24 protein-coding genes are annotated in these 24,815 nt (G+C 71.1%); 11 read left to right on the top strand and 13 right to left on the bottom strand.

Features of this window, described 5'->3' with window-relative positions:
- Nucleotides 1–2: 2 nt before the first annotated feature.
- From glcE to mepA, 5 genes are all read right to left on the bottom strand, one after another.
- The gene (gene glcE / locus G472_RS0128570; protein ID WP_029011124.1) at nt 3–1,217 is read right to left on the bottom strand and encodes a glycolate oxidase subunit GlcE; all 1,215 of its coding nucleotides are present in this window, start codon (nt 1,215–1,217) and stop codon (nt 3–5) included.
- A 13-nt stretch (nt 1,218–1,230) separates the two neighbouring features.
- On the bottom strand, nt 1,231–2,718 hold the full coding sequence (locus G472_RS0128565; RefSeq protein ID WP_029011123.1) for an FAD-linked oxidase C-terminal domain-containing protein: 1,488 nt from the start codon (nt 2,716–2,718) through the stop codon (nt 1,231–1,233).
- Nucleotides 2,719–2,921: 203 nt separating this feature from the next.
- A complete protein-coding gene (gene ykgO / locus G472_RS0128560) occupies nt 2,922–3,047 on the bottom strand; it encodes a type B 50S ribosomal protein L36 (RefSeq protein WP_012973122.1) in 126 nt (41 codons plus the stop codon).
- A gap of 107 nt (nt 3,048–3,154) precedes the next feature.
- Nucleotides 3,155–4,111: a methyltransferase domain-containing protein gene (locus G472_RS0128555; protein ID WP_051341505.1), complete on the bottom strand. Its 957-nt coding sequence runs from the start codon at nt 4,109–4,111 to the stop codon at nt 3,155–3,157.
- A 70-nt stretch (nt 4,112–4,181) separates the two neighbouring features.
- A complete protein-coding gene (gene mepA, locus G472_RS36240; RefSeq protein ID WP_051341503.1) occupies nt 4,182–5,099 on the bottom strand; it encodes a penicillin-insensitive murein endopeptidase in 918 nt (305 codons plus the stop codon).
- A gap of 188 nt (nt 5,100–5,287) precedes the next feature.
- On the opposite strand from mepA, the gene G472_RS0128545 reads away from it, so the two are divergent.
- Nucleotides 5,288–5,689 carry a VanZ family protein gene (locus G472_RS0128545; protein ID WP_169732863.1) on the top strand — a complete coding sequence of 134 codons (402 nt, stop codon included), beginning with the start codon at nt 5,288–5,290 and terminating at the stop codon, nt 5,687–5,689.
- A gap of 22 nt (nt 5,690–5,711) precedes the next feature.
- Nucleotides 5,712–6,128, top strand: coding sequence for a nuclear transport factor 2 family protein (locus G472_RS36235; protein WP_035694023.1), 417 nt, complete (start codon nt 5,712–5,714; stop codon nt 6,126–6,128).
- 15 nt (nt 6,129–6,143) lie between these two features.
- On the opposite strand, the gene G472_RS0128535 is transcribed toward G472_RS36235, so the two are convergent.
- Nucleotides 6,144–8,909 carry an ATP-dependent DNA helicase gene (locus G472_RS0128535; protein WP_035694022.1) on the bottom strand — a complete coding sequence of 922 codons (2,766 nt, stop codon included), beginning with the start codon at nt 8,907–8,909 and terminating at the stop codon, nt 6,144–6,146.
- 96 nt (nt 8,910–9,005) lie between these two features.
- On the opposite strand from G472_RS0128535, the gene mtgA reads away from it, so the two are divergent.
- Nucleotides 9,006–9,734, top strand: coding sequence for a monofunctional biosynthetic peptidoglycan transglycosylase (mtgA, locus tag G472_RS36230; protein WP_051341500.1), 729 nt, complete (start codon nt 9,006–9,008; stop codon nt 9,732–9,734).
- Here mtgA and G472_RS0128525 read toward each other — a convergent pair.
- Together G472_RS0128525 and G472_RS39905 are read right to left on the bottom strand one after the other, a co-directional pair.
- Nucleotides 9,703–10,104, bottom strand: a complete 402-nt coding sequence (locus tag G472_RS0128525; protein ID WP_342667969.1) for a DMT family transporter — start codon at nt 10,102–10,104, stop codon at nt 9,703–9,705. The genes mtgA and G472_RS0128525 overlap by 32 nt on opposite strands.
- Nucleotides 10,101–10,952 carry a hypothetical protein gene (locus G472_RS39905; protein ID WP_029011118.1) on the bottom strand — a complete coding sequence of 284 codons (852 nt, stop codon included), beginning with the start codon at nt 10,950–10,952 and terminating at the stop codon, nt 10,101–10,103. Before G472_RS39905 ends, G472_RS0128525 begins: the two co-directional genes overlap by 4 nt.
- A gap of 91 nt (nt 10,953–11,043) precedes the next feature.
- Here G472_RS39905 and G472_RS0128515 point away from each other — a divergent pair, with 91 nt between their 5' ends.
- Both G472_RS0128515 and G472_RS36225 read left to right on the top strand, forming a co-directional pair.
- Nucleotides 11,044–12,612, top strand: coding sequence for a lysine--tRNA ligase (locus tag G472_RS0128515; RefSeq protein ID WP_029011117.1), 1,569 nt, complete (start codon nt 11,044–11,046; stop codon nt 12,610–12,612).
- A 369-nt stretch (nt 12,613–12,981) separates the two neighbouring features.
- Nucleotides 12,982–13,845, top strand: coding sequence for a hypothetical protein (locus G472_RS36225; RefSeq protein WP_051341498.1), 864 nt, complete (start codon nt 12,982–12,984; stop codon nt 13,843–13,845).
- A 12-nt stretch (nt 13,846–13,857) separates the two neighbouring features.
- On the opposite strand, the gene G472_RS0128505 is transcribed toward G472_RS36225, so the two are convergent.
- On the bottom strand, nt 13,858–14,457 hold the full coding sequence (locus tag G472_RS0128505) for a LysE/ArgO family amino acid transporter (protein WP_029011116.1): 600 nt from the start codon (nt 14,455–14,457) through the stop codon (nt 13,858–13,860).
- Between the two features lie 95 nt (nt 14,458–14,552).
- Between G472_RS0128505 and G472_RS36220 the strand changes: the two genes are divergently transcribed.
- Both G472_RS36220 and G472_RS0128495 read left to right on the top strand, forming a co-directional pair.
- On the top strand, nt 14,553–15,491 hold the full coding sequence (locus tag G472_RS36220) for a LysR family transcriptional regulator ArgP (protein WP_051341497.1): 939 nt from the start codon (nt 14,553–14,555) through the stop codon (nt 15,489–15,491).
- 71 nt (nt 15,492–15,562) lie between these two features.
- Nucleotides 15,563–15,856, top strand: a complete 294-nt coding sequence (locus G472_RS0128495; RefSeq protein ID WP_029011115.1) for a con-10 family general stress protein — start codon at nt 15,563–15,565, stop codon at nt 15,854–15,856.
- Between the two features lie 88 nt (nt 15,857–15,944).
- Here G472_RS0128495 and leuB read toward each other — a convergent pair whose 3' ends face one another.
- The gene (leuB, locus tag G472_RS0128490; RefSeq protein WP_029011114.1) at nt 15,945–17,057 is read right to left on the bottom strand and encodes a 3-isopropylmalate dehydrogenase; all 1,113 of its coding nucleotides are present in this window, start codon (nt 17,055–17,057) and stop codon (nt 15,945–15,947) included.
- Nucleotides 17,058–17,138: 81 nt separating this feature from the next.
- On the bottom strand, nt 17,139–17,750 hold the full coding sequence (gene leuD / locus G472_RS0128485) for a 3-isopropylmalate dehydratase small subunit (RefSeq protein WP_029011113.1): 612 nt from the start codon (nt 17,748–17,750) through the stop codon (nt 17,139–17,141).
- 219 nt (nt 17,751–17,969) lie between these two features.
- On the opposite strand from leuD, the gene G472_RS0128480 reads away from it, so the two are divergent.
- Entirely contained in the window at nt 17,970–19,595 is a 1,626-nt protein-coding gene (locus G472_RS0128480; RefSeq protein WP_245593613.1) for a hypothetical protein, read from the top strand.
- A 78-nt stretch (nt 19,596–19,673) separates the two neighbouring features.
- Here G472_RS0128480 and G472_RS37710 read toward each other — a convergent pair whose 3' ends face one another.
- Together G472_RS37710 and G472_RS0128470 are read right to left on the bottom strand one after the other, a co-directional pair.
- Nucleotides 19,674–20,759 carry a class I SAM-dependent methyltransferase gene (locus tag G472_RS37710; RefSeq protein ID WP_029011111.1) on the bottom strand — a complete coding sequence of 362 codons (1,086 nt, stop codon included), beginning with the start codon at nt 20,757–20,759 and terminating at the stop codon, nt 19,674–19,676.
- 54 nt (nt 20,760–20,813) lie between these two features.
- Entirely contained in the window at nt 20,814–22,196 is a 1,383-nt protein-coding gene (locus tag G472_RS0128470; RefSeq protein WP_156927288.1) for a hypothetical protein, read from the bottom strand.
- A gap of 239 nt (nt 22,197–22,435) precedes the next feature.
- Between G472_RS0128470 and G472_RS36210 the strand changes: the two genes are divergently transcribed.
- Genes G472_RS36210 through dapF form a run of 3 tightly spaced genes read left to right on the top strand, consistent with a single transcriptional unit; the run spans nt 22,436 to nt 24,811 of the window.
- Nucleotides 22,436–23,473: a glycosyltransferase family 2 protein gene (locus G472_RS36210; protein WP_051341495.1), complete on the top strand. Its 1,038-nt coding sequence runs from the start codon at nt 22,436–22,438 to the stop codon at nt 23,471–23,473.
- The gene (locus G472_RS0128460) at nt 23,470–23,922 is read left to right on the top strand and encodes a GtrA family protein (RefSeq protein ID WP_051341491.1); all 453 of its coding nucleotides are present in this window, start codon (nt 23,470–23,472) and stop codon (nt 23,920–23,922) included. The genes G472_RS36210 and G472_RS0128460 overlap by 4 nt, the downstream gene beginning before the upstream one ends.
- A gap of 58 nt (nt 23,923–23,980) precedes the next feature.
- Nucleotides 23,981–24,811 (top strand): diaminopimelate epimerase, encoded by an 831-nt coding sequence (gene dapF / locus G472_RS0128455; RefSeq protein ID WP_029011108.1) that lies wholly within the window; start codon nt 23,981–23,983, stop codon nt 24,809–24,811.
- Nucleotides 24,812–24,815 lie beyond the last annotated feature (4 nt).

Below are 24,815 nucleotides of genomic sequence, written 5' to 3'. Positions count from 1 at the left end.
CCTCACACCCCGGCGTAGATGCGGCCGGGATTCAGGACGCGTTTGGGATCGAAGCTCTCCTTGACCCGCGCGGCGAGTGCGGCGAGCGGAGCCGGCTGCGGCTGGAAGACGTCGACGGCGGCGCGCACCGCGTCGGGCGCGCGCACCAGCGTGGCGTGGCCGCCGGTGAGCGTCACCGCCGCGCGGATCGCCGCCGGGTCGGCCGAGGGCGGGACCGACAGCCAGATCAGGCCGCCCCCCCAGTCCATATAGAACCGGCCGTCGCCCAGCCGGACCATGATGTCCTCGGCCACCGCCGGACCGGCGGCCGGCGGCACCGACAGCTTCCACACATGGTGTTCGGCCGATTCGGCGAAGCAGCGGACGTCGCGGATCTCCCGCCACAGGGCCAGCGACTCCTCGCGCTCCAGCACCCGGTCGGCGCCCAGCTCCGCCGTCAGCGCGGCGGCGCGCGCGGCGACGGAGGGCCCGAAGCCTTCCAGCCGCACGGCGGTGACGGCAGCGCGCAGGCCCGCCACCGCGGCGACGGCGGAGCCCTCGGCCACCGCCTCGGGCAGGTGGGCGGCACCGGAGACGTCGTGCGGGCTCTGCAGGGCGCGGGTCAGCGCCTGCACCCCTGCCTGCTCGTCCAGCCCGGCCAGGAGAAGGGTGCGCGTGTCCTCGGGCGCCGGCAGCACCTTGACGGTCAGCTCCGTCATCGCCGTCAACGTGCCCATGGAGCCGGCCATCAGCTTGGGCAGATCGTAGCCGGTGACGTTCTTCACCACCTTGGCGCCGCTGCGGTACAGCTCGCCGCGCCCCGACACGCCCTCGACCCCCAGCAGGTGGTCGCGGGCCGAACCCGCCGCGATGCGCCGCGGCCCCGCCAGGCCGCAGGCCAGCAGCCCGCCCACGGTGCCGCCGCCGGCCGGCAGGCCCAGCAGCGGCCCGAGGTCCGGCGGCTCGAAGGCGAGGTGCTGGTTGCGGTCGGCCAGCAGGGGCAGCACCTCGGCCAGGGGCGTGCCGCCGCGGACGGTGAGGATCAGCTCCTCCGGCTCGTAGGCCACGACGCCGGACAGGCCGGCCAGGTCCAGCACATGGGCCGCCTGCACCGGCCGGCCGAGGCCGCGCCGGCTGCCCCGGCCGCGCACCTCCAGGGGCTCCTCGTTGGACAGGGCCCAGCGCACGGCATCGGCAAGCTGGGCGGGGGTGTCGGGGCGCAGGGTGGAGATCGCCATGGGTCGCCGGCCGTCAGAATCGGGGGATGTCGGGGAACGGCAGCTTGCCGCCGGAAACGTGCAGCCGGCCCAGTTCGGCGCAGCGGTGCAACTCCGGGAACACCTTGCCGGGGTTCAGCAGGCCGTCGGGATCGAAGGCGCATTTCAGGCGCTGCTGCTGCTTCAGGTCCACCTCGGTGAACTGGTGGCCCATCAGGTCGCGCTTTTCCACGCCCACCCCGTGCTCGCCGGTCAGGACGCCGCCGACTTCCACGCACAGGCGCAGGATGTCGGCCCCGAAGTCCTCCGCCGCCTGCAACTCGCCCGGCTTGTTGGCATCGTAGAGGATGAGCGGGTGCAGGTTGCCGTCGCCGGCGTGGAAGACGTTGGCGACGCGCAGGCGGTGCTTCTCCGCCAGGTCCTGCATACGGCTCAGCACCAGGGGCAGCGCCTTGCGCGGGATGGTGCCGTCCATGCACAGGTAGTCGGGGCTGATCCGCCCCACCGCCGGGAAGGCGGCCTTGCGCCCGGCCCAGAAGGACAGGCGCTCCTCCTCGGTGGTGGAGACGCGCAGGGTGAGCGACCCCCTGGTGCGGGCGATGTCGCTCACCCGCTCGATCAGGTGATCCACCTCGGCGGCCGGGCCGTCCAGCTCGACGATCAGCAGCGCCTCCACATCCAGCGGGTAGCCCGCGTGGACGAAGGCTTCGGCGGCGTGGATGGCCGGCTTGTCCATCATCTCCATGCCGCCGGGGATGATGCCGGCGGCGATGATGGCGGCCACGCAGTCGCCCGCACTCTCGTTGGACGGGAAGCCGATCAGCACGGCGCGGGCGGTGGCGGGCTTGCGCAGGATGCGCACCGTCACCTCGGTGACCACGCCCAGCAGCCCTTCGGATCCGGTGACCACCCCCATCAGATCGTAGCCGCCGGCATCCAGGTGCTTGCCGCCCAGACGCACCACGGTGCCGTCCATCAGCACCATCTCGATGCCCAGCAGATTGTTGGTGGTCAGCCCGTACTTCAGGCAGTGGACACCGCCGGAGTTCTCCGCGACGTTGCCGCCGATGGTGCAGGCGATCTGGCTGGACGGATCGGGAGCGTAATAGAAGCCGCGCTCCGCCACCGCGTTGGAGATGCCGAGGTTGGTGACGCCCGGCTGCACCACGGCGCAACGGTTGTCGTAATCCACCTCCAGCACGCGGTTGAACTTGCCCATGCCCAGCAGCACGCCGTCGGCCAGCGGCAGCGCCCCGCCCGACAGCCCGGTGCCGGCACCGCGCGGCACCACCTTGACGCCCATCTCCCGGCACGCAGTCAGGACGCGGCTGACCTGGTCGGTGGTGGACGGCAGCACCACCACCAGCGGCGGCTGGCGGTAGGCGGTGAGGCCGTCGCACTCGTAGGCGCGCAGCTCCTCCTCGTCGACGATGACTCCCTCGCCGGGCACGATGGCGCGCAGGCGCTCGACGATGGCCCGACGGTTGGCGATGATGCGGCCGTCCGGCTCCGGCATCTTCATGACGGCTGCTCCCCACTCCTGCCTTCCGCTTCATGGATAAGTGGTATCACCACTTATCAGCCGGCACAAGGCGGTGGACGCGGCGCACATCCCCGCGGCCCGGCCGGATCGCCAAAACGACGAACCGCGCCGGAGGGCCGGCGCGGTTCGTCGTTGGTCGTCCTTGTGCAGACGCGGCCGGCGGGGCCGGCCGCCCGCCGGTATCAGCCCTGGCGGGCCTTGAAACGGGGGTTCTGCTTGTTGATGACGTAGACGCGGCCCTTGCGGCGGATCACGCGGCAGGCCTTGTGACGCGTCTTCATCGACTTCAGCGAGTTGACGATCTTCATGACTGGTCTTCCTGGTACGGTCGGCGGCTTGGTACAGGGCGCGCACCATAGTGCGGTGCCCCGCGGGTGTCAACGGGCTGCGCGCCCGGTTTCCGGCCCCCGCCGCCCTACTCCGCCGGCTTGATGGCGTAGAAACGGTAGCAGCGCAGACCGGCGTCGAGCGCGGCGACCCGGCGCACCCACAGCTCGATCTCGTCCATCACGGCGACCTTGGTCTCGTGGGTCAGGGCATACTGTTCCAGATAGCCGGCAAACGCCTGTAAGGCCACCAGGATCAGATGGCGGTGGGTGTCGGTCATGTCCTCGGCGATGCGCAGGTCGAGGTTGCGCTGAGCGAAGGCGTTCTGCATGCGCTCCAGCGACCACAGGTTGGGCTCCAGCGGTTCCTTGTCGGCCCACCCTTCGATGACGTCGCGCTTGGTGTCACCGGCCAGGATGTAGTCGGTCAGCAGCAGATGGCCCCGCGGCTTCAGCGCCATCTCCATGCCGTCGAAGAGCTGCTCCTTATCCTGCACCGAGAACAGCCCCTCCTTGTACAGGATGGCGTCGACGCGTTTGGAATAGCTGAAGTGTTCCGGGTCGTAGGCTTCGATGACCGCCTTCTTCTCCAGCCCTTCGCGGAAGGACCGCTCCATGCCCTCCTTGGCCAGCAGGGCCGTGCTTTCCAGGCCGGTGACCCAGCAGCCGTACTTGCTGGCCATGGCGCGGCTGGTGCCGCCGAGACCGGCGGACAGGTCCAGCACGCTCATCGCCGGATTCAGCCCCAGGGGCTTGACCAGGTAGGGCACGTGATCGTTGCCGCCGGGCGTGGTGAAACCGGTGCCCCACAGACGCTCCGCCACCTCGATCCGGGTGGCCGACCACAGGGGCTTGCCCCAGCGGTTCATGCCCGCGGCGGCGGCCTTGCCGGACGCCGGCGGTGCCTGACCGGCGTGGTCGCGGCCATCGTCCCCCTGTCGCCGCTTGAGGGCGGAAAGGTCGTAACCTTCCCACCAGGCGTAGAGGCGCGTCTTGAGACTGACGCCCCCGCCATCCCCGGAACCCTTCCTGTCATCCGCCGTCATACGCACCCGCCCGCGCGCTGCCGTATTCTTATCGGCCAGGGTAATCCCGAAGGATTACCGGCGCCAACGTTTAATTGTTGTCATAATTGCCGGCCGGCTTTGCTTGCGCAACGGAAATGCCTTTGGCGCCGAACACCGCAGTGCAGGAGGGTGGCAACTTCGGGTTGGGTGGCACGGCCTTTTCCGGCGGGATCTCCCGGGCGGGCACGGCGCGCTCCAGCCACCAGGCAAGATCCTCGTCGCAGCCGTCGCCCTCGGGCAGCGCCTTCTGTGGCACGCACTGCGAGCTGCCCGGCGGGCAGACGAGGCGGATGTGCATGTGCCCGTCGTGGCCGTGCCACGGCCGCACCTTGCCCAGCCAGGCGCGGTCCGGCCAGGGGCGGGCGCACAGGTCCTTCTTGATGGCCGGGTTCACGAAGATGCGGTCGACCCGCCGGTCGGATGCGGCGATGCGCACCATGCGGGCCTGGCGCTCCGACCAGGCGGGCGTGACGCTCATCCGCGCGTAGTCGACGTAGCGGACCTCGTGCAGCGATTCGCGCTCCTTGCGCCCCAGGGCCGGCAGATCCAGGCGCAGCCAGATGTCGGCGTCGAGGCCGCTCTGGTGGCTGGCATGGCCGTACCGCATCGGGCCGCCGCGCGGCTGGGTCATGTCGGCGATCAGCGCCGTGCCCAGCCCGGCCGCCGCCACCTTGCGCCCGAAATCCTCCAGATAGGCGATCAGCGAGGGATGGCCGTAATAGCGGTTCCGGCTCATGCGGATGATCTGATAGCCGGTCCCCTCGCCCGCCAGCGGGACCCCGCCGGCCAGGCAGCCCGCGGCGTAGCCGCCGATGGCCTGCGCCGGCCCCTGCGACGGCGCGGCCAGGCGGCCCCACGCCGCCGGCTGCGGCTGCACACCCGCCGGGTCGCGCGCCGCGGCAGTCCCCGCCCCGGCCATGACGGCCAGGCCGGCGGCCATCAGAATCGGCATCAGTATCCGGCGCATCGCAGCCCCCTCCCAGCAACGGCGGGCGCCATTGAAGCGCGATGGTGATTAAGGAAAGGTTTGGAGCGGTCCGCTCCGCCGCGAATCCGAGATGCCGGGGTGCACGCCGCGCGGAATCGCCTTGAGCGGGATTCCCGTGGTGAATTACGGTCGGCGGGACAGCGATGGTGGCCGGGAGAGCGGATCACGTGACGACAAACGATGCGCACCCGGCGATCCCGGCACCGGCACCGGCGGGCGACCGCCGCCTCATCGTCCTGTGGCTGGCCGGCATCGCCGGGGTGGCGGCGCTGGCGCTCCCCGCCGGCACGGCGCCGCCGGGGGGCGAGTATCATGCGGACAAGCTGCTGCACGTCGTCGCCTTTGCCGGCCTGTCGGTCCTGCCGGCCCTGGGGTTCGCGCGCCGGCGGACGGCGCTGCTGGCGGCCCTGACGATGATTCCCTTCGGCGCCGCCCTGGAAGTGGCGCAAGCGATGGTGCCGGGGCGCAGCGGCTCGGTGGGGGACGTCGCGGCCAACACCGTCGGCACGCTGATCGGAATCGCCGCCGCCGCCCTGCTGCGCCGGCTGCTGTACCGCGATGGCGCCTGAATATAGGGGGGATGTCCCGGCGATGAACGACACCGACACCCTGCTGACGCTCAACCAGGCGTTCTACCGTGCCTTTGCCGACCGCAACTACGCCGCCATGGACGCGCTGTGGGCGCGGCACCTGCCGGTGACCTGCCTGCATCCCGGCTGGATGCCCCTGCGCGGCCGCGACGCGGTGATGCAGAGCTGGCGGGACCTGCTGGCCAACCCCGTCCCCACCCTGATCCGGCCGCGCCACGCGGCGGTGCAGCTCTACACCGACAGCGGCCTGGTGATCTGCGAGGAGGTGCTGGCGGAATCGGTGCTGATGGCGAGCAACCTGTTCGTGCGCGAGGACGGCGCCTGGCGCCTGGCCCATCATCAATCCGGCCCCCTGGCGCCGCAGGCCCGGGTGGACCGCCCCCGCCCGCCGGACACGCCACCCCGGCGGCTGCATTGATACCGGCGATCCCGCTCAGCCGAGAAAGGCACCCGTCTCCCGTATCGCGTCCTTCAGCCCGACCCGGCGCACCGTGACGCCTTCGGGGAACGCCCCGAACAGGCGCGACGGCATCATCGGGTCCAGCAGGACGAAGACGCCGACGTCGTCGGCGCGCCGCACCAGACGGCCGAACGCCTGCTTCAGGCGCAGCCGCGCGATCATGTCCTCGTAACGGCGCCGGCCGAAGGCATCGCGCCGGGCGCGGTGCAGGATGTCGGGGCGCGGCCAGGGCACGCGGTCGAAGACGATCAGGCGCAGGCTGCGGCCGGGCACGTCCACGCCGTCGCGCACCGCGTCGGTCCCCAGCAGGCAGGCGTGCTCCTCGCCGCGGAAGATGTCGATCAGCGTGGCAACGTCCAGCGGGTCCACGTGCTGGGCGTAAAGCGGCAGACCGGCCTGGTCCAGCGGGGCGACGATGCGGTCGTAGACGGCGCGCAGCCGGCTGATAGCGGTGAACAGGCCGAGGCCGCCGCCGCGGGCGGCCAGGAACAGCTCGCGATAGGCCGCCGCCACCTGCCCCAGGTCGTCCTTGCGCACGTCGGTGACCACCAGCACGCGGGTGCGGGCGGGGTAGTCGAAGGGCGACGGCACGCGGGCGCGCAGGGCGGGGAGCGGCAGGTGGCTGGCGCCGCTGCGGTCCTCCGCCGCCCGCCAATCCAGCGCCACGTCGCCGGTGCCGTCGGTCAGCGTCGCCGAGGTGACGACCATGCCGTGCGCCTGCGGTCCCAGCGCCGCGGCGAACGGCACGGTGGGATCGACCCAGTGGCGGTAGAGCCCGACGTCCACGTCGCGCCCGTCCTGGCGCTCCAGCGCGAACCAGTCGACGAAGTCGGGCGGCGTCTCGGCCTTCAGGGCGTGCAGCATGGCCCGCCAACCCTCCACCGTCATCACGCCGCGCCGCTGCAGGCTGCGCGACAGGGCGTCGATGCGGCGGCGCTGGTCGGGGTCCAGTTCGGCCGCCTCGTCCTCCAGCCGCTTGGCCAGGCGGCGGGCCAGCGCGTCCAGCGGCTCCGACAGGCGGGCGAGCGCCGCCTCCAGGGCCTCCGCCGCCTCCGGCAGCCCGTCCACGGGCTGGTCCTTGTCGGCCTCCAGGCTGTAGGGGCCGTCCTGACCGGGGGCGCGGGCCTGCACCTGGCGCCGCGCCATCACCAGGAAGCGTTCCGCCGGCCCCTGCGGGTTGTCGGCGGCCAGCCGCGCCGCCCAGCCGTCGCCCGGCAGGGCGCGGGCGCGCTCCAGCACGGCGTCGAGCAGGGCTTCGGCCTCGGCGTCGCCGGCCACCAGGTCTTCCAGCCGGCGCTTCAGGCCGCGCGCCCGGCTGCGCCCGCCCTCGCCTTCGGCGCCCACCAGCCAGCGCCGCAGTTCCTGCGCCTCGCGGCCCGACAGATGGCCGCAGAAGGCGTTGTCGGCGGCGTCGAAGACGTGGTGCCCCTCGTCGAAGACATAGCGGGTGGGCAGCGCCATCTCGTCACCGCCGCCCAGCGCCGCCTGCACCATCACCAGGGCGTGGTTGGCGATCACCACCTCCGCCCGGCGGGCGCGGCGGATGCTCTTCTCGATGAAGCAGCGGGAGTAGTGGTCGCAGGAGGAATAGATGCACTCCCCCCGCCGGTCGGCGAGGCCCAGCGTGTGCTGACGGCCCAGCAGGTCGACCAGCCAGCCGGGGAAGTCGCCGCCGGTGAGGTCGCCGTCGCGGGTGGCGCCCGCCCAGCGCACCATCAGCCCGACCGTCACGGCGGCGTGCGGCGAGCCGAACAGGCCGCGCACCGCGTCCTCCAGGTTCAGCAGGCACAGGTAGTTCTCCCGCCCCTTGCGCACGACGACGCGGCGCGCCTTGTCCGCGGGATCGGGGAAGAGGCGGTCCAGCTCGGCGTCGATCTGGTGCTGAAGGTTGCGGGTGTAGGTGGAAATCCACACGGTGCCGCCGTTCTTCTGCGCCCACACGGTGGACGGCGCCAGATAGCCCAGGGTCTTGCCGACGCCGGTGCCGGCCTCCGCCAGCACCACGTTGGGCGTCTCCGGCGCCGGGCGCGGCGCGAAGGCGGCGGCGACGGCGCTGGCGTAGTCGGCCTGCTGGGGTCGCGGCTCCGCCCGCTTGCCGGGGACCGGCGCCTCCAGCATCTCGGCCAGCCGCCGGCGCGCCTCCTCCGGCTCGACCGGCGCCTGGCGGGGCGGCGGCTCCGGCGGCCCCTCCTGCCATTCCTTCAGCCGGGTCCATACCTTGAAGCCGCCCAGCGACCGGCCCCGCTCCGGCCCGTCGGGACGGCCCAGGGCGGCCAGCACCGACGGCGCCCAGAGCCAGCCGGCGCGCCCCATCTCCCACGCCAGGGACACCGCCTCGGCAGCATCGGCGCGGCCGGGCGTCGCCAAGCCGCCCAGCAGGCGGCGCACCGCGCGCTGAAGCGCCACCGCCTCCCCCTCCGCCCCCTCGGGCAGGGGGAGGTCCAGCGCCTCGGCCAGGCCGCGCGGGGTGGGCACGCAGAAGCAGGCGGGCTGCACGAAGGCGAACAGCTCCAGCACGTCGAGCGCCGGGAACGGCTCCGACAGCCCCAGGCGGCGGGCGACGGCGCGGGTGTGGCAGAGGATGGGGGGCGTCCGCCGCACCCGCAGGGCCGCCTGGCCGGGTGCCAGGGTTTCCACCTCGCCATCGGCGCTGAGCCACACCACATGCCGGGGGCCCGCCACCAGGGCGGGCGCGTCGGCAAGGGCTCGCAGGCCGGCGGGAACGGGTGCCATGTTCATGGCGGCGAGTATAGGAAACGCCCGCACCGCAAAGCGAGCACGACGAAGGGCGCCGCGGGGAACACCGCCGCGGGAGACGGCACGGGAGGGCACCGGGTGAGGGAGTGGCTGAGGCGGGCGCGCCGCACGCTGGCGGCGCTGGTGCTGGCCCTGGTGGCCGTCAGCATCGGCTGGGTGATGCTGTACCGGGTGGTGCCGCCGCCGGTGACCGCGCTGATGCTGCTGCGCGCCGCCGCCGGCGCCGGCATCGACCACACCCCGGTGCCGCTGGACGCGGTGTCGCCGCACCTGGTGCGCGCGGTCATCGCGTCGGAGGACAGCCGGTTCTGCCGCCACGGCGGGTTCGACGTGCCGGCCATCCGGGCCGCACTGGCCGGCAACCGGGAGGGCGGCGGGCTGCGCGGCGCCTCCACCATCTCCATGCAGACCGCCAAGAACGTCTTCCTGTGGCCGGACCGCACCTGGCTGCGCAAGGGGGCGGAGGCGTGGTTCACCCTGCTGATCGAGACCCTGTGGCCCAAGGCGCGCATTCTGGAGGTCTATCTGAACGTGGCCGAATGGGGCGACGGCATCTACGGCGCCGAAGCCGCGGCGCGCGCCCATTTCGGCAAGCCGGCGGCGGAACTCGGCGACCGCGAGGCGGCGCTGCTGGCAGTGGTGCTGCCCAGCCCGCGGTCGTGGTCGGCGTCGCAGCCCGGCCCCTACGTCTCCCGGCGCTCGGGCGTCATCCGCCAGCGCATGGCCATCGTCGCCCGCGACCGCCTGGACGACTGCGTATGGCCGGACGGCGCCCCTACAGCGCCCGGTCGGCCAGGTTCAGGCTGACCACGCCAGCGACGATCAGCACCAGGCCGGCGACCTTGGCGGCGCTGACCGATTCGCCGAACACCAGGATGCCCAGCACGGCGATGGCGGCGGTGCCCACCGCCGACCAGATGGCGTAGGCGATGCCCACCTCCAGCGTCTTCAGGGTGAGCGCCAGCAGGGTGAAAGAGACGCTGTAGCACGCCAGCACCACCAGCGCCGGTCCCAGCCGGCTCATGCCGTCGGACATCTTCAGGAAGACGGTGCCGGTCACCTCGAACACGATGGCGACCGACAGATAGATCCAGCCCATGGCGTGCGCGTCCCCGGTTCGCTGCGGCGCGCCACAGTCGCCGAGAGCGGTGCGGCCGGCAAGGGTCCCCTTGGTCATAGCGCCCCGCCGCCCGGCCGCAGCACCCAACGCAGCAGGGCGGAGACGGCGCGCAGCAGCAGCCACACCACCCCCAGGGGCAGCAGCACCGTTTCCACCAGGAAGATGGCGATCAGGCTGATGATGGATTCCAGGATGCCCCGGCTGTCGCGCCAGATGCGCTGCACCCAGCCGTCCACGTCGTCGCGGCCGGGCAGCGCCTGCAACAGCCCGCCGCCCTCGCGCAGGGCTTCCGGCGCGGGTTCGCTGGCGGCGAACAGGGCGATGCGCTCCTGCGCCACGGCGTAGCGGTCGCGCAGGTAGCCGTCCGACACCGCCTCCACCGCCAGCAGCGCCAGCGGCACCACCACCTTGACGGCGGCGGCCAGCACCAGGACGGCCAGCAGGCCGCGCCCGGCGGGACCCGCCAGGCTGCCGCTCCACAGGCGCACCGCCGCCACCCCGGCAAGCGGCACCCCCAGCAGCAGCGACGCGGGCAGATCGCCGACGATCTGGAGGGCCAGCCGCTCGATGCTGATGGCGGCCACCGCGGCCAGCATCACGGCGGAGAACTGCTCCACCAGATCGTCCAGGGGGTCCAGCACCTGGCCCGGCCCGATCTGCGCCACCACGATGGACACGTTGGTGGAAGCCAGCACCGACAGGGCGGCGTTGAGGCCGCGGGCGGCGGCGAAGGTGGCCAGTGCCCGTTCCTGGAGCACACCGAGATAGGCGGTCGACCGGTCCGTCACCAGCGACTCGAAGGCCGCCACCAGGGCGACGCCGGCGGCCAGCGCCAGCACCGCCGCCGCCGCGCGCAGGCGTGGAGTCGCCCCGCCGCGCCACACCCGCCGCCACGCTTCGCCCATCCCCGCCGGCCCTCCGGAATTGACCTTGACGCGCAACGGTCCTAGGGTCGCGCGTCCGGGCGACAAGTGGAACGGAAAAGGACGGCGGGTGATGACGAGCGAGCGGGAACTGGCGTTGCAGGCGAAGGCTTGGCCGTTCGAGGAGGCGCGCAAACTGGTGGCGCGCTTCGCCGGGACGCCGCCCGCCAAAGGCTATGTCCTGTTCGAAACCGGCTACGGCCCGTCGGGCCTGCCGCACATCGGCACCTTCGGCGAGGTGGTGCGCACCACCATGGTCCGCCACGCCTTCCGGGCCATGAGCGACCTGCCGACGCGCCTGTTCTGCTTCTCCGACGACATGGACGGGCTGCGCAAGGTGCCCGACAACATCCCCAACCGCGAGATGGTGGCGCAGCACCTGGGCAAGCCCCTGACCCGCGTGCCCGATCCCTTCGGCACGCACGACAGCTTCGGCGCCCACAACAACGCGCGCCTGCGCGCCTTCCTGGACGGCTTCGGCTTCGAGTACGAGTTCCAGTCCTCCACCGACTGGTACACCTCCGGCCGCTTCGACGACGCGCTGCTGAAGGTGCTGCGGCACTACGACGAGATCATGGCGGTGATGCTGCCGACCCTGGGGGAGGAGCGGCAGCAGACCTACAGCCCCTTCCTGCCGGTCTCGCCGTCCACCGGCCGGGTGCTCCAGGTGCCGATCCTGGAACGCGATCCGGATGCCGGCACCATCGTGTTCGAGGACGAGGACGGCCGCAAGGTGGAGACGCCGGTGACCGGCGGCGCGGTCAAGCTGCAATGGAAGCCCGACTGGGGCATGCGCTGGTACGCGCTGGGCGTCGACTACGAGATGTCGGGCAAGGACCTGATCCCCTCGGTCGAGCTGGCCGGCAAGATCGTGCGCATCCTCGGCGGCACCCCGCCCGACGGGTTCAATTACGAACTGTTCCTCGACGACCGCGGACAGAAGATATCGAAGTCCAAGGGCAATGGCCTGACCGTCGAGGAATGGCTGTCCTACGCCCCGCCGGAGAGCCTGGCGCTCTACATGTTCCAGAAGCCGAAGACCGCCAAACGGCTGTTCTTCGACGTGATCCCGCGAGCGGTGGACGAGTACATCGCCTTCACCTCCAGGTTCCCGGCGGAGGAGACGGCGAAGCAACTGGAGAACCCGTCCTGGCACATCCACGCGGGCAGCCCGCCGGCCGTGCGCGCCGACCTCAGCTTCGGCCTGCTGCTGAACCTGGCGGGGGCCGCCAACGCCGGGACGAAGGAGGTGATGTGGGGCTTCATCTCCCGCTACGCACCCGACGCCACGCCCGCCAACAGCCCCTTCCTGGACACTCTGGCCGGCTACGCCGTCCGCTACTATCAGGACTTCGTGAAGCCGACCAAGCGCTTCCGCGCCCCCACGGAGCAGGAGCGCGCCGCACTGACCGAGCTGCTGGCGGTCCTGGACGCGCTGCCCGCCGGGGCCGACGCCGCCGCCATCCAGAACGAGGTGTTCGAGGTCGGCAAGCGCCACGGCTTCACCGAGCTGCGCGCCTGGTTCGGCGCCCTCTACGAGGTGCTGCTGGGCCAGACCACCGGTCCGCGCATGGGGTCCTTCATCGAACTGTACGGCATCGAGGAGACGAAGGCGCTGGTGCGCGAAAAGCTGGGGGAATAGGACGCGCGTGCCGGGCGGGGCTGTGTGATCCTCACACACTCGCATATGCGGCTACCGCACCGCACATATGTCGAATTGGTACTACCGGATTCGGTCAAGCGACCTTACCTTCTTTTCGACGACGGCAAGCGTGCCGGGCGTTTCCTCCCAAGACTCAATTGCCGCGGCCCTTCCGGGCTGCGGCTTTTTTTTGGCCGAAATCGGTCGACCTGTGACGGCGGTCACAGCGGCACGGCGGCGGCGTTGGCACACTTCCGGAGTCCGGGCCCGCAACGCCGACAAAAATACGCAATTTGAGATGAAAGCATATCGATTGCGGTTGAGCGGCGGTGCGGCGCCGTACGGGACCATCGACCGAAGGGGCGCGCCATGGCCGAGATCTCCGACACCCCGCCGTTCGTCCGCCATCACGATGTCGCCGGCACCCTCGTGCGCACGATCCATGAGGCGATGGCCCCACAGCTCAACGCCCGGGGCGTGGTGACCCGCGAGGAGCTGGGGCGCGCCTTCGGCGCCCTGATGGAGCAGTGGCCGCGGGCCCTGCCCCTGTTCGCCCGCACCTGCCGCACCTGCACCGAGCGTGGCGCACCCCACGCCACACCCGTTGCCGATCCCGCGGACGAGGGGCGGCGGCGCGACTTCGTCACCCGCCTGATCTTCTCCACGGTGCCCGGCACCGTGCCGGAGGAGGTCGATCCCCTCACCGGCGCGCTGTTCCCCCGTGTCGCCGTCCCGGGGCTGCAAGCCACGCTGGCCGGTCTGTTCTACGAGAAGGAATGGGAGGCAATGAACGCCGACGCCGTCGCCGTCTTCCGCCAGATCGGCAGCGGCCGCGACGCCGAAGTGTGGGAGCGCATCCGCCGCCACATCACCTTGCCGGCGGTGGCCGGGGCGGTGTTCGTGCGGGTGCTGCTGCGCTTCAAGCAGTTCCATTTCCAACGCCAGTCCTTCGTGCGCCGCATGACCGAGACCCTGCGCGATCAACGCTTCACCTTCACCGACGCGCACTTCGACGCGCTGTTCGAAGCCATGTTCGGCCACCTGCGCGAAGACCTGGCGAGCGAGCTGGGCCGCGCCCGAATCGACGTCCGCTACGGCGAGGACACGGCCGGTCACCTGCTGCGCATCTTCGAGCAGTTCGACAAGCGCCGGCAGGAGGCAACGCTGCCCGTCCGCTCCGTCGGCGGGGCCTTGCGCCCGGCCGCCCTGCCCCGCCGCTCCGGCGGACGCTGACCCGCTTTCGGCTCATACGACCAGACGCACCGCGATCGCCCACATCACGATGGCCATGGCGAACTCCATCACCCGCCATGCGCCGGGGCGGGCGAACACCGGGCGCAGCAGGCGCGCACCATAGCCCAGGGCGAAGAAGAAGGCGAAGGAGGCGGTCATGGCGCCCAGGGCGAAGGCGTCCCGCCCCTCCCCGAAGCGGGTGGACACCGAGCCGACCAGGACCAGCGTGTCCAGGTAGACGTGCGGGTTGAGCCACGTCAGCGCCAGGCACATCAGCAGCGTGGGCCCCAGCCCCGCAGGCACCGCATCGGCCGGCGCCAGGCCGCCGCCGGCCCGCAGACCGGCCCGGAAGCGCCCGATCCCGTAGACCACCAGGAAGGCGGCACCGGCATAGCTCATCGCCGGCACGAGCCACGGCAGCCGGTCACCGGCCTGCGCGAAGCCGCTGACGCCGGCCCGGATCAGCACGGCGTCCGACAGGGCGCAGGTCAGGCAGACGGCCGCCACATGCTCGTCCCGCAAGCCCTGGCGCAGCACGAACGCATTCTGGGCACCGATGGCGACGATGAGGCTGAGGCCGAGGAGGAATCCCGGCAGGAAGGCGGACAGCATGGCGGCACCTTTCGCGGAAGCGGCGATCCGTGCTACCACGCGATGCGGCATTAGCAGCGTTAAACATCCTTGTGCTGATTAAGCAGTGCTGAATCATGTTCGACTACGCGCTCCTCTCCGCGCTGGCCGCGGTCATCCGGACCGGCAGCTTCGAACGGGCCGCCCGGCAGCTTCACGTGACCCCCTCGGCCGTGTCGCAGCGCGTCAAGCTGCTGGAGGAGCGGCTGGGCACGGTCCTGGTGGTGCGCGGCCAGCCCTGCACCGGCACGGCCGCCGGTCAACGCCTGTGCCAGCATGTGGAGCAGGTCTCCCTGCTGGAGGACGCGCTGCGCGGGACCCTGCCCGGCATCGGTCCGGCTGCGGCGCCGGTGACGCTGCGCATCGCGGTGAACGCCGACAGCCTCGCCACCTGGTTCGTGTCCGCCATGGCCCGGACGGACGATGTGCTGTTCGATCTCGTTCTCGACGACCAGGATCACAGCGCCGACTGGCTGCGCAACGGCGAGGTGCTGGCGGCCGTCACCGCCTCCGGGACGCCCGTCCAGGGGTGCGATGTTCACGCGCTGGGGGCGCTGCGCTATGTGGCGACCGCCAGCCCGGACTACGTCCGCCGGCATTTCCCCGACGGCGTCACCCCGGCGGCCATCACCCGCGCCCCGGCCATGACCTTCAACCGCAAGGACCGGCTCCAGACGCAATGGCTGCGGGACCGCTTCGGGATCGGGGAGCCGCCGCTCACCCATTGGCTGCCCTCCAGCCGGGCGTTCGTCGACGCCGCCCTGGCCGGGCTGGGCTGGGGCATGAACCCCGAGGTGCTCGTCGCCGGCCATCTGCGCGCGGGGCGGCTGGTGGCCCTGGTGCCCGGGGCGACGCTCGACGTGCCGCTCCACTGGCAGCACAGCCGGATCGCCGGAACGACCCTCGCCGGCCTCACCCGCGCCGTGCTGGACGCCGGGCGCGCCGCCCTGCACCCTGTGCCGTCGGCCGGTCCCGCCGGGTCATCCCGCAGACGCGAAGCGGGCACACACCTCTAACGTGCGCGCAGAAACGGAACCAACCACCCGCCCCCGCGGTTTCCGAGGCGTGGCAAAGGTGGAGGTGGGACATGGCTTCCAAGGACGGGGGACGCACGTCGAACCGTGGCTTCGCGTCGATGGATCGGGAGCGGCAGCGGGAAATCGCCAGCAAGGGCGGAGAGAGCGTGCCCGCCGCCAAGCGAAGCTTCTCCAAGAACCCCGAACTCGCCGCCGAGGCGGGCCGCAAGGGCGGCCGCAGCGTTCCGGCGTCGTCGCGCAGCTTCTCCAAGAACCCGGCGCTGGCGGCGGAAGCCGGCCGCAAGGGCGGGCAGGCCAGCCATGGCGGCCGCGGCTCGGAACGGGCCGCCGAGCACGGGGATTGACGCCGACGCAGACGTCGAAGCGGCTTATGAAAAAGCCCCCTTCCCGGTCGGGAAGGGGGCCATTTTTTTTCGGATGCGGCGTCCGCGATCAGGCGGACATCTTGTCCAGTTCGCGCAGGATCGAATCGCCCATCACGGTGGTGGAGCAGCGGGCCATGCCCGGCGCCATGATGTCGGACGTGCGCATGCCGCCGCCCAGGACGTTCTGCACCGCCTTCTCGATCATGTCGGCGTCACCGCCCAGATCGAAGGAGTAGCGCAGCGCCATGGCGAACGACAGCATGGAGGCGATGGGGTTCGCCAGGTCCTTGCCGGCGATATCCGGGGCGGAGCCGTGCACCGGCTCGTACAGGGCCTTGCGGTTCCCGTTGGCGTCCGCCGCACCCAGCGAGGCCGACGGCAGCATGCCCAGCGAGCCGGTCATCATCGCCGCCTCGTCCGACAGGATGTCGCCGAACAGGTTGTCGGTGACGATCACGTCGAACTGCTTGGGATTGCGCAGAAGCTGCATGGCGCAGTTGTCGGCGTACATGTGCTCGAGCTGCACGTCGGAGAACTGCTCCTCGTGCAGCCTGATCACTTCCTGGCGCCACAGGCGGCCGGACTCCATGACGTTCGCCTTCTCCACGGAGTGGACCTTGTTGCCGCGCTTGCGCGCCAGCTCGAAGGCGACGGCCGCGACGCGGCGGATCTCGCTGGTGGTGTAGACCTGCGTGTTGATGCCGCGGCGCTCGCCGTTGGGCAGCTCCTCGATGCCGCGCGGCTCACCGAAATAGACGCCGCCGGTCAGCTCGCGCACGATCATCAGGTCGAGCCCGCGCACCACGTCCGCCTTCAGGGTGGAGGCGTCGATCAGCGCGTCGAAGACCACTGCCGGGCGCAGGTTGGCGAACAGCCCCAGCTCCTTGCGCAGGGCCAGCAGGCCGGCCTCGGGCCGGATCTCGAAGGCGACGTTGTCCCACTTCGGGCCGCCGACGGCGCCCAGCAGCACCGCGTCGGCCGCCTTGGCCTCGGCCAGCGTCTCGTCCGCCAGGGGCACGCCGTGGGCGTCGATGGCCGCACCGCCGACCAGCCCTTCGGTCACATCGAAGGGCACGCCGCGGCGGCGGTCCATCCAGTCGATGATGCGGCGCACCTGCCGCATGACCTCGGGACCGATACCGTCGCCGGGGAGGAAGAGGATCTTCTTGGGGGCGGCCATCTTTAAGGGCTCCGCTTTCTTGGTCTCAAATGGGAACTGGTCAGGGTGCGGCGCACCGGCGCCGCGGCGATCGGGTTGCGATCAGAGCGCCAGCCAGGGCTGCTGCGTGCGCCGGCCGGCCTCGAAGGAATCGATGGCCGACACCTGCTGCAGGGTCAGACCGATGTCGTCCAGGCCGTTGAGCAGGCAGTGCTTGCGGAACGGATCCACGTCGAAGCGGATCGTGCCGCCGTCGGGGCCGGTGATCTCCTGCTTTTCCAGGTCGACGGTGATGACCGCGTTGGACCCGCGCCCGGCGTCGTCCAGCAGCAGATCCACCTGCTCCTTGGGCAGCTTGATCGGCAGGATGCCGTTCTTGAAGCAATTGTTGTAGAAGATGTCGGCGAAGCTCGGCGCGATGACGCAGCGGATGCCGAAATCCAGCAGCGCCCACGGCGCATGCTCACGCGAGGAGCCGCAGCCGAAATTGTCGCCGGAAACCAGGATCCTGGCGTTGCGATAGGCGGGCTTGTTGAGCACGAAGCCCTCGACCTCGCCACCGTCGGGGGTGTAGCGCATCTCGTCGAACAGATGCTTGCCCAGACCGGTCCGCTTGATGGTCTTCAGGAACTGCTTGGGGATGATCATGTCGGTGTCGACGTTGATCATCGGCAGCGGAGCCGCCACGCCCGTGAGAACGGTGAATTTATCCATCGCATTACCTGTCGCGCGCGAAATTTCGGCAAAGGCGCCGGTCGGAGTCCGGTGAATAGCAGACTGGCGCCGTCGACGCCAGAGGCAGCTTCACCGCGTTTCCACCCGGCGGAAGCGAAGGGTTTCACAGGCTTCGCCGCTGCGCCGGCCTTGCGGCCATCGCTCGTCTGGCTTAACACAAATGCGTCGCTCGCCCCTCCGACCGCCGGCCGCCTCGCCATGATCCTGCCGACCGCCGACCGCCGCGCCCGGTTCCTGGCCCGCCTGTTCCTGTGGCTGGCGCCGCTCGCCTACGGGGCGCTGACCCTGCGCTACGGCATGGACGCCAACTGGGACCTGCGGAACTACCACTGGTACAACGCCTACGCCTTCCTGACCGGACGAATCGGTTTCGATCTGCTGCCGGCGCAGATGCCGACCTTCTACAACCCGCTGCTGGACGTTCCGTTCTTCCTGGCCGCCTCGGCCTGGCCGGCGCCCGTGGTCGGCTTCCTGCTCGGCACGGTGCAGGGGATCAACCTGTCGCTCGCCTTCGCGGCGGCGCTGGCGGCGCTGCGCCCGCTGCCGGACATGGGGCGGGTCGGGTTGGCCGCCATCGTCGGCGTCATGGCGGGCCTGGGCGGCGGCGCGCTCGGCCTGATCGGCACCACCTTCTATGACAACGTGCTGAGCCTCGGCGTGCTGGGGGCTCTGGTGATCGTGCTCGCCGACATCCCCGGACTGACGCGCGGACCGGCGCGCCCGGCGGCGTGGCGCGCCGCCGCCGCCGGGATGCTCGCCGGGGCCGCCATGGGGCTGAAGATGCCCATGGCGATCTACGCCACGGGCCTGTGTCTCGCCTTCCCGGTGCTGCCGGGGTCGCCGTGGCGGCGGCTGTGGCTGGCGGTCGTCTTCGGGATCGGGGCGCTGGCGGGCGTGGCGGCGGTGTCCGGCTTCTGGATGGCGCACCTCTGGCAGGATTACGGGAACCCCCTGTTCCCTCACATGAACCATCTGTTCCTGTCACCCTTCGCCGCCCCCGACGCGTACCGCAACGTCTCCTTCTTCCCCGACGGCCTGCGGGAGCGGCTGCTGTTCCCCTTCATCTTCACCGCCGAACCGCTGGCGGCGGGCGAGGTGCCGTGGTTCGACCTGCGGGTGGTGATCCTGTTTGTGCTGGTGCCGCTGGCGGTGCTGGCCGGCGGCATCGCCCGGCTGGCGGGCCGGCGGGCGCGCCCGGTCGGCGACCCCGCGGCGGCCCGTTTCCTGCTGGTGGCGGTCGCGGCGGCCTACGCGCTGTGGGTGTGGATGTTCTGCATCTACCGCTATCTGGTGCCGCTGGAGATGGTGGCGCCCCTCGCCATCGTGCTGGCGGCGGGGTGGCTGCCGCTGCGGCGCGGCGCCCGGCTGGGCCTAGCGGTGCTGCTGCTGGCGACGGCGCAGGCGACGGCGGTGCCCGCCGATTGGGGCCGCGTGCCGTGGAGCCGCACCTGGGTGCAGGCGGAGGTGCCGCCGGTCGAGGCGCCCCATGAAACCATGGTGCTGATGGCCGGCTACTGGGCGACGTCCCACGTCATCCCGGAGTTCCCGCCGCAGATTCCCTTCGTGCGCATCCAGTCCAACTTCCTGCAACCGGATTCGGTGGGCAACGCCTACCTCGGCATCGTGCAGCGGCGGGTGGCGGCGCACGAGGGACGCTTCCTGATGCTCAGCACCATCCCCGACACGCCGGGTGCCGCGCGCGCGGCGGCGCTGATGGGGCTGCGCCTCGACCCCGACGCCTGCCGCGTCATCCCCAACAACCTCGGGGAGCCGCTGAACCTGTGCCGGGTTGAGCGGGTTTCCGGCAGCGGGGGCGCCGGATAGAGCAATTCAGCCCTATCGGGCCGCGGCCGCCGTCGCGGCCGAAACCGGGTTCGACGTCATGACTGACCGAACCCGGGACTAGATGCGATCGCTCTTGCCGACGACGAAGAACAAGTCGTCGGAGCGGATGCGCCGCAAGGCGATGAATTCGCGCTCGATGAACTGGAGCAGGCGGATGATCGCCACGTGGTTGGGGTCGTCGTCCCGGAAGTTGCCGGCACGGTTCTGCAGCAGCCAGCGCAGGATCGTCCCCCCCATCGGCTTGAGGTCGAGCACCGGAAAGGTGGCGAACAGCAGCGTACGCAGGTCGGAACTGCGCACCGATTCCGAGGGGTCGAAGCCGGCGACCTCGGCGATGGTGGCGGGCCTGAAGCGCTCGGCCACCGCGCCGTCGGGATCGCCCAGGTCGCGCCGAAGGTCCGGCGGCAGCATGGCGAACAGCTCCTCGATGATCGGCAGCACGTCGTGCTCGATCTGGAAACGCGTCGGACCGAAGTACTCGATGCCGATGAACAGTCCGTCGTCCTTCAGGCTGGCATTGATGAAGCGCAGAAGCCCCTCCACCTCGGTCGCGTGGTGGATGGCGTGGCAACAGAAGACGATGTCGAACCGCTCGCCGGCGCTGTTGTCACCGTTGAAGTCGAAGTGGCGGAACGTCGCATCGACTTCGGGCAGTTCCGCGAACGAGGCCGCCGCGGCGGCGCGCAGGGCATCGTCGTACTCGAGCCCCACCAGGCGGCTGACCGGCCAGCGGAACGCCTCGACCAGGCTGCGCTCGATGTGAGCGGTGCCGCAGCCGACGGCGAGCATCGACAGGCCCGTGCCCCCATCCGCGCCGGACGCGCGCCGCCGTTCGTACAGCGGCCGGACATGAAGGTTGCACGCGTACGCCGACCAATGGCCGCCGTCCTCCATGGCGCGCCCGGACACCAGGCCGTTGACGTAGGGCGCCATCTGCGGGGCATGCATCCAGTCCACCTTGGCCTGGCGCTGCTTCCACTCGTCGGTCAGGGTGGCGCGTGTGGCGGTGCGGGCGTCTTCGCCCTCACCCTCGCCCTTGCTCTGCGCCGCAGGCTCCGCCGCCGCGTCCGACGCGGCAGCCGCCCCGGCCGAGAGAGGCGCCTCCTCATCGCGCCGACGGATCCATCGGGTCAGCGATCGCATATCCCCCCCTTGCGCACCTGCGCCGATGATCGGCGCCCGTAATCTGCAAGCGGATCAGCCCCGCCACGCCGGTTCCCCGACCCAGCCCAACGCTGCCGCCGCACGCCTCTGCCTTACCATCGCGACCGCCACCACCACCAGGGCGGAGAAGCCTATGGCAACGGGAAGCGTGCCGACCCGGACCATGAACCAGGTGTGGATGAAGGTGTGGTTCACGAACGCCATGTACCATGCCGGGACCGTTGCCGCCGCTGCCAACAGCAGCAGCACGTCCAGCGCCACCGTCCGCCGGGACCGGCACAGAGGCGCGGCAGCGATCGCCAGTCCCCAGGCGGCGGCACCGGCCGCCAGGACGAGGTCGGCGCGCAACGGGCTGCCGGAGAAGGCGAACACGCGGAACTCCCACAGCTTCTCGAACACCATCGCACGCGTCACCGTGAAGTCGAGCACCGTGGTCCCCATACGGTCCGACAGCGACGCGAGGAAGGCCGAGAATGGGTCGTGCATGCCGGCGATGGTCGCCATGGCCGCCAGTTTCGCGACCACCACCAGGATCGCGGTCGCGGTGAACACCGCGCCGACCGCGGCGAAGGACAGGATCGGGTTCCCGGCACGGGCGGACCCGTGCGGCGACAGGGTGCTGCCGTAGCAGAGGTGCGTGATGAAGAGCATCAGCGCCAGCATGAAGGGCAGGCCGCCGCTGAGAATGTCGAAGTAGGCAACGGACGCGGCGATCACGGCGACGGCGACGAGTCGGCGCCCCACGTCGACGAACCAGCCGGAAACGGCGCACATCAGCGCCGCCAGGGCCATCGGAACGAAATAGGTCGGAGCGTGGCCGAGGTGCTGGCCGAACACGTCGAGGCCGAGCCCGACGATCAACGCGGCGCCGACCGGGAGAACGGCCAGGCCGACCGGCCGCGACACCCGGAACGCCGCCAGGACCAGCACCGCGACCGCCCCATAGGACAAGGTTTTATAGAGGTTCCTCACCTCCTCCACCGTCATCGCCGGCAGAAAGGCCTGGAGCAGGTAGCGCGATCCCATCCAGTAGCGGAAGTAGGATCCCGGCGGCGACACCGCGCCGTCCACCGCCTGCATCACCCGCTCGCAGGGGACCGGGGTGAACTCGCCCATGCGGGAATCGACCGCATCCTTCAACCGATCCTCGTGGCGGTAGAGGACCTGCAGCAGCACGATGCAATCGGTGAACTGGTCGCTACCGCGCACCGGGTCGAACGGCACCCCCAGCACGGCGCTCCGCGGGTCGGCCAGGAAGGCGCGGCGCGCATCGGCAGCCCGCAGCCCGTCCCGCACCGCCGCCAGGTCGGCTTCATGGGTGGCGATGTTGAACGGCAGAGCCACACATAGGAACAGCAGGGCGCCACCGACCGGCGCCAGCACGGCCGCCATCAACGTTCGGTAGACGATAGTCATCCGGGAGCCTCGAAGACTGCGAGCGAGTCACCGCCGGTCCCCGGCCATTCCCCCCGACAGCGCGGGAACGGAAGGCAGCCTGCGGTTGCCGCAACCTATGCCATATTCCCAGCATTCAATACAATCAGAACGATGGCACACCCCGGCCAAACCGGATCGACGAGGTGGAATAATGGCCGGCTTTGTGCTGTTCTAGCTGCCATATCCAGTCCGTTGCCGCATAGGGTGCGTTCCCAGCCATGACCGTCACCACCACCGTGACTCCCGCCACCCCGCCCGTCATCGCGGTCCTGGTCCCCTGCTACAACGAGGAGGCTGCGATCGGCCAGGTTGTGCGCGATTTCCGCGCCGCGCTGCCCGACGCCACGGTGTACGTCTACGACAACAATTCGGCCGACCGGACGGCGGAGGTGGCGCGGGCCGCCGGTGCCGTGGTCCGCCACGAGCCGCTGCAGGGCAAGGGCAACGTCATGCGCCGCATGTTCGCCGACATCGAGGCGGACGTGTACGTGCTGGTGGACGGCGACGACACCTACCACGCCGCCTCGGCGCCGATGATGGTGCAGCGCCTGTGGGAGGACCAGCTCGACATGGTCAACGGCGCGCGCGTCACCGACATCGTGGCGGCCTACCGGCCCGGCCACCGTTTCGGCAACAAGGTGCTGACGGGCATCGTCGCCCACATCTTCGGCAACCGCATCCAGGACATGCTGTCCGGCTACCGGGTGTTCTCGCGCCGCTTCGTCAAGACCTTCCCGGCCCTGGCGTCGGGGTTCGAGACGGAGACCGAGCTGACGGTGCACGCGCTGGAGCTGCGCATGCCCATCGCCGAGGTGAAGACCCCCTACAAGGACCGCCCCGCCGGCTCGGCCAGCAAGCTGCGCACCTTCCGCGACGGCTTCCGCATCCTGCGCACCATCCTGATCCTGGTGAAGGAGGAGCGCCCTCTGCCCTTCTTTGCCTCGATCGCCGGCCTGCTGCTGCTGGTCGCCCTCGGCCTCGTCGCCCCGCTGATCGCCACCTACCTGCAGACGGGCATGGTGCCGCGCCTGCCCACCGCGGTGCTGGCGACCGGGCTGGCGCTGACCGGCATGCTCAGCCTGGTTTGCGGCCTGATCCTCGACACCGTGACCCATGGCCGGCGCGAGCTGAAGCGGCTGCGCTACCTCACCATTCCCGCCCCCGGCACGCCGCCGGCACGCCCGCCGCTGCCGGCGGCCGGCACCGCGGCGCCGGAGCGGGAGCCGGAGCCGGCCCACGCCGGGGCCGTGCGATGACCGGGCCGCTTGCCCGCCTGTCGAACGCCCGCGCCGGACGGCTGGCGCGCCAGTTCGGCGCCTTCGGGGTCGTCGGCGTCATCGGCCTGGCGGTCGACGTGGCGGTGCTGTACGCGGTGCTGCACGGCCTCGCCCTGCATGCCTACGGCGACGCCGGGTTCCTGGCGGCGCGGGTGCCGTCCTTCTTCGCCGCGGCCACCGCCACCTGGGCGCTGAACCGCGCCTTCACCTTCCGCACGGCCCGGCGGGACCCGCTGCACCGCCAGTGGGCGAAGTTCATCGCCGCCAATTCGGTGGGCGGTGTCGTCAACTACGCGGCATACGCCGGCTGCATCGCCTATGGCGCCCTGTTCACCGCCCATCCCGCCCTGGCGGTGGCGGTCGGCTCGCTGGCCGGCATGCTCTTCAACTTTACCGCCTCCAAGCTCCTGGTCTTCCGCGAGGCGTGAACGGCGGGTGTGCCGCCGCCATGGACTCCTTACGGTGCATCGCCATATAACGGCGGTCATGACGCGCGAATTCCTGAAGATGCACGGGCTCGGCAACGACTTCGTCGTGATCGATGCCCGGACGGAGCCCTTCGCCCCCTCCGTGGCGGCGGTGCGGGCCATGGCCGACCGCAAGACCGGGGTCGGCTGCGACCAGTTCATCGTGGTGGAACCGCCGCGCACCCCCGGTGCGGCGGCGCTGATGCGCATCCGCAACGCCGACGGCGGCGAGGTCGAGGCGTGCGGCAACGCCGCGCGCTGCGTCGGCTGGCTGCTGATGGAGGAGACCGGCGGCGACCACGTGCGGTTCGAGACGGCGTGCGGCCCCCTGGAGGCGTGGCGCGCCGGACCCGAGGCGGTGACCGTGGACATGGGACCGGCGCGGCTGGAGTGGGCGGAGATCCCGCTGGCCCGGGCCGTCGACACCCTGCACCTGCCCATCGCGCAGGACGGCGTCGCCGACCCGGTGGCGGTGAACATGGGCAACCCGCACTGCGTCTTCTTCGTGCCCGACGCCGAGTCGGTGGAGGTGGAGCGCATCGGCCCCGGCCTGGAGCACCACCCCCTGTTCCCCGAGCGCACGAACGTGGAGTTCGCCACCGTGCTGGGCCCCTCGCACATCCGCATGCGCGTGTGGGAGCGCGGGGTCGGCGTGACGCGGGCCTGCGGCACCGGCGCCTGCGCCACCCTGGTGGCGGCGGCGCGGCGCGGCCTGACCGGCCGCAAGGCCGACGTGGTGCTGGACGGCGGCACCCTGACCATCGAATGGACCGCCCCGGGCCGTGTTCTGATGAGCGGCCCGGTCGCCGTCAGCTTCACCGGCCGCCTGGCCGCCGGGTTGACGGCGTGAGCAC

Origin of the sequence: Azospirillum halopraeferens DSM 3675, from assembly GCF_000429625.1 — a bacterium.
GTDB lineage: Bacteria > Pseudomonadota > Alphaproteobacteria > Azospirillales > Azospirillaceae > Azospirillum > Azospirillum halopraeferens.
The sequence above is the reverse complement of the archived record's forward strand: the minus strand, read 5'-3'. Positions and strand labels throughout refer to the sequence as shown.

Bases quoted from the DNA above. Each gene is read 5' to 3' on its own strand.
- glcE (WP_029011124.1), bottom strand. From the start codon at position 1,217: ATGGCGATCTCCACCCTGCGCCCCGACACCCCCGCCCAGCTTGCCGAT.
- G472_RS0128565 (WP_029011123.1), bottom strand. From the start codon at position 2,718: ATGAAGATGCCGGAGCCGGACGGCCGCATCATCGCCAACCGTCGGGCC.
- ykgO (WP_012973122.1), bottom strand. From the start codon at position 3,047: ATGAAGATCGTCAACTCGCTGAAGTCGATGAAGACGCGTCACAAGGCC.
- G472_RS0128555 (WP_051341505.1), bottom strand. From the start codon at position 4,111: ATGACGGCGGATGACAGGAAGGGTTCCGGGGATGGCGGGGGCGTCAGT.
- mepA (WP_051341503.1), bottom strand. From the start codon at position 5,099: ATGCGCCGGATACTGATGCCGATTCTGATGGCCGCCGGCCTGGCCGTC.
- G472_RS36235 (WP_035694023.1), top strand. From the start codon at position 5,712: ATGAACGACACCGACACCCTGCTGACGCTCAACCAGGCGTTCTACCGT.
- G472_RS0128535 (WP_035694022.1), bottom strand. From the start codon at position 8,909: ATGAACATGGCACCCGTTCCCGCCGGCCTGCGAGCCCTTGCCGACGCG.
- G472_RS0128525 (WP_342667969.1), bottom strand. From the start codon at position 10,104: ATGACCAAGGGGACCCTTGCCGGCCGCACCGCTCTCGGCGACTGTGGC.
- G472_RS39905 (WP_029011118.1), bottom strand. From the start codon at position 10,952: ATGGGCGAAGCGTGGCGGCGGGTGTGGCGCGGCGGGGCGACTCCACGC.
- G472_RS0128515 (WP_029011117.1), top strand. From the start codon at position 11,044: ATGACGAGCGAGCGGGAACTGGCGTTGCAGGCGAAGGCTTGGCCGTTC.
- G472_RS36225 (WP_051341498.1), top strand. From the start codon at position 12,982: ATGGCCGAGATCTCCGACACCCCGCCGTTCGTCCGCCATCACGATGTC.
- G472_RS0128505 (WP_029011116.1), bottom strand. From the start codon at position 14,457: ATGCTGTCCGCCTTCCTGCCGGGATTCCTCCTCGGCCTCAGCCTCATC.
- G472_RS36220 (WP_051341497.1), top strand. From the start codon at position 14,553: ATGTTCGACTACGCGCTCCTCTCCGCGCTGGCCGCGGTCATCCGGACC.
- G472_RS0128495 (WP_029011115.1), top strand. From the start codon at position 15,563: ATGGCTTCCAAGGACGGGGGACGCACGTCGAACCGTGGCTTCGCGTCG.
- leuB (WP_029011114.1), bottom strand. From the start codon at position 17,057: ATGGCCGCCCCCAAGAAGATCCTCTTCCTCCCCGGCGACGGTATCGGT.
- leuD (WP_029011113.1), bottom strand. From the start codon at position 17,750: ATGGATAAATTCACCGTTCTCACGGGCGTGGCGGCTCCGCTGCCGATG.
- G472_RS0128480 (WP_245593613.1), top strand. From the start codon at position 17,970: ATGATCCTGCCGACCGCCGACCGCCGCGCCCGGTTCCTGGCCCGCCTG.
- G472_RS37710 (WP_029011111.1), bottom strand. From the start codon at position 20,759: ATGCGATCGCTGACCCGATGGATCCGTCGGCGCGATGAGGAGGCGCCT.
- G472_RS0128470 (WP_156927288.1), bottom strand. From the start codon at position 22,196: ATGACTATCGTCTACCGAACGTTGATGGCGGCCGTGCTGGCGCCGGTC.
- G472_RS36210 (WP_051341495.1), top strand. From the start codon at position 22,436: ATGACCGTCACCACCACCGTGACTCCCGCCACCCCGCCCGTCATCGCG.
- G472_RS0128460 (WP_051341491.1), top strand. From the start codon at position 23,470: ATGACCGGGCCGCTTGCCCGCCTGTCGAACGCCCGCGCCGGACGGCTG.
- dapF (WP_029011108.1), top strand. From the start codon at position 23,981: ATGACGCGCGAATTCCTGAAGATGCACGGGCTCGGCAACGACTTCGTC.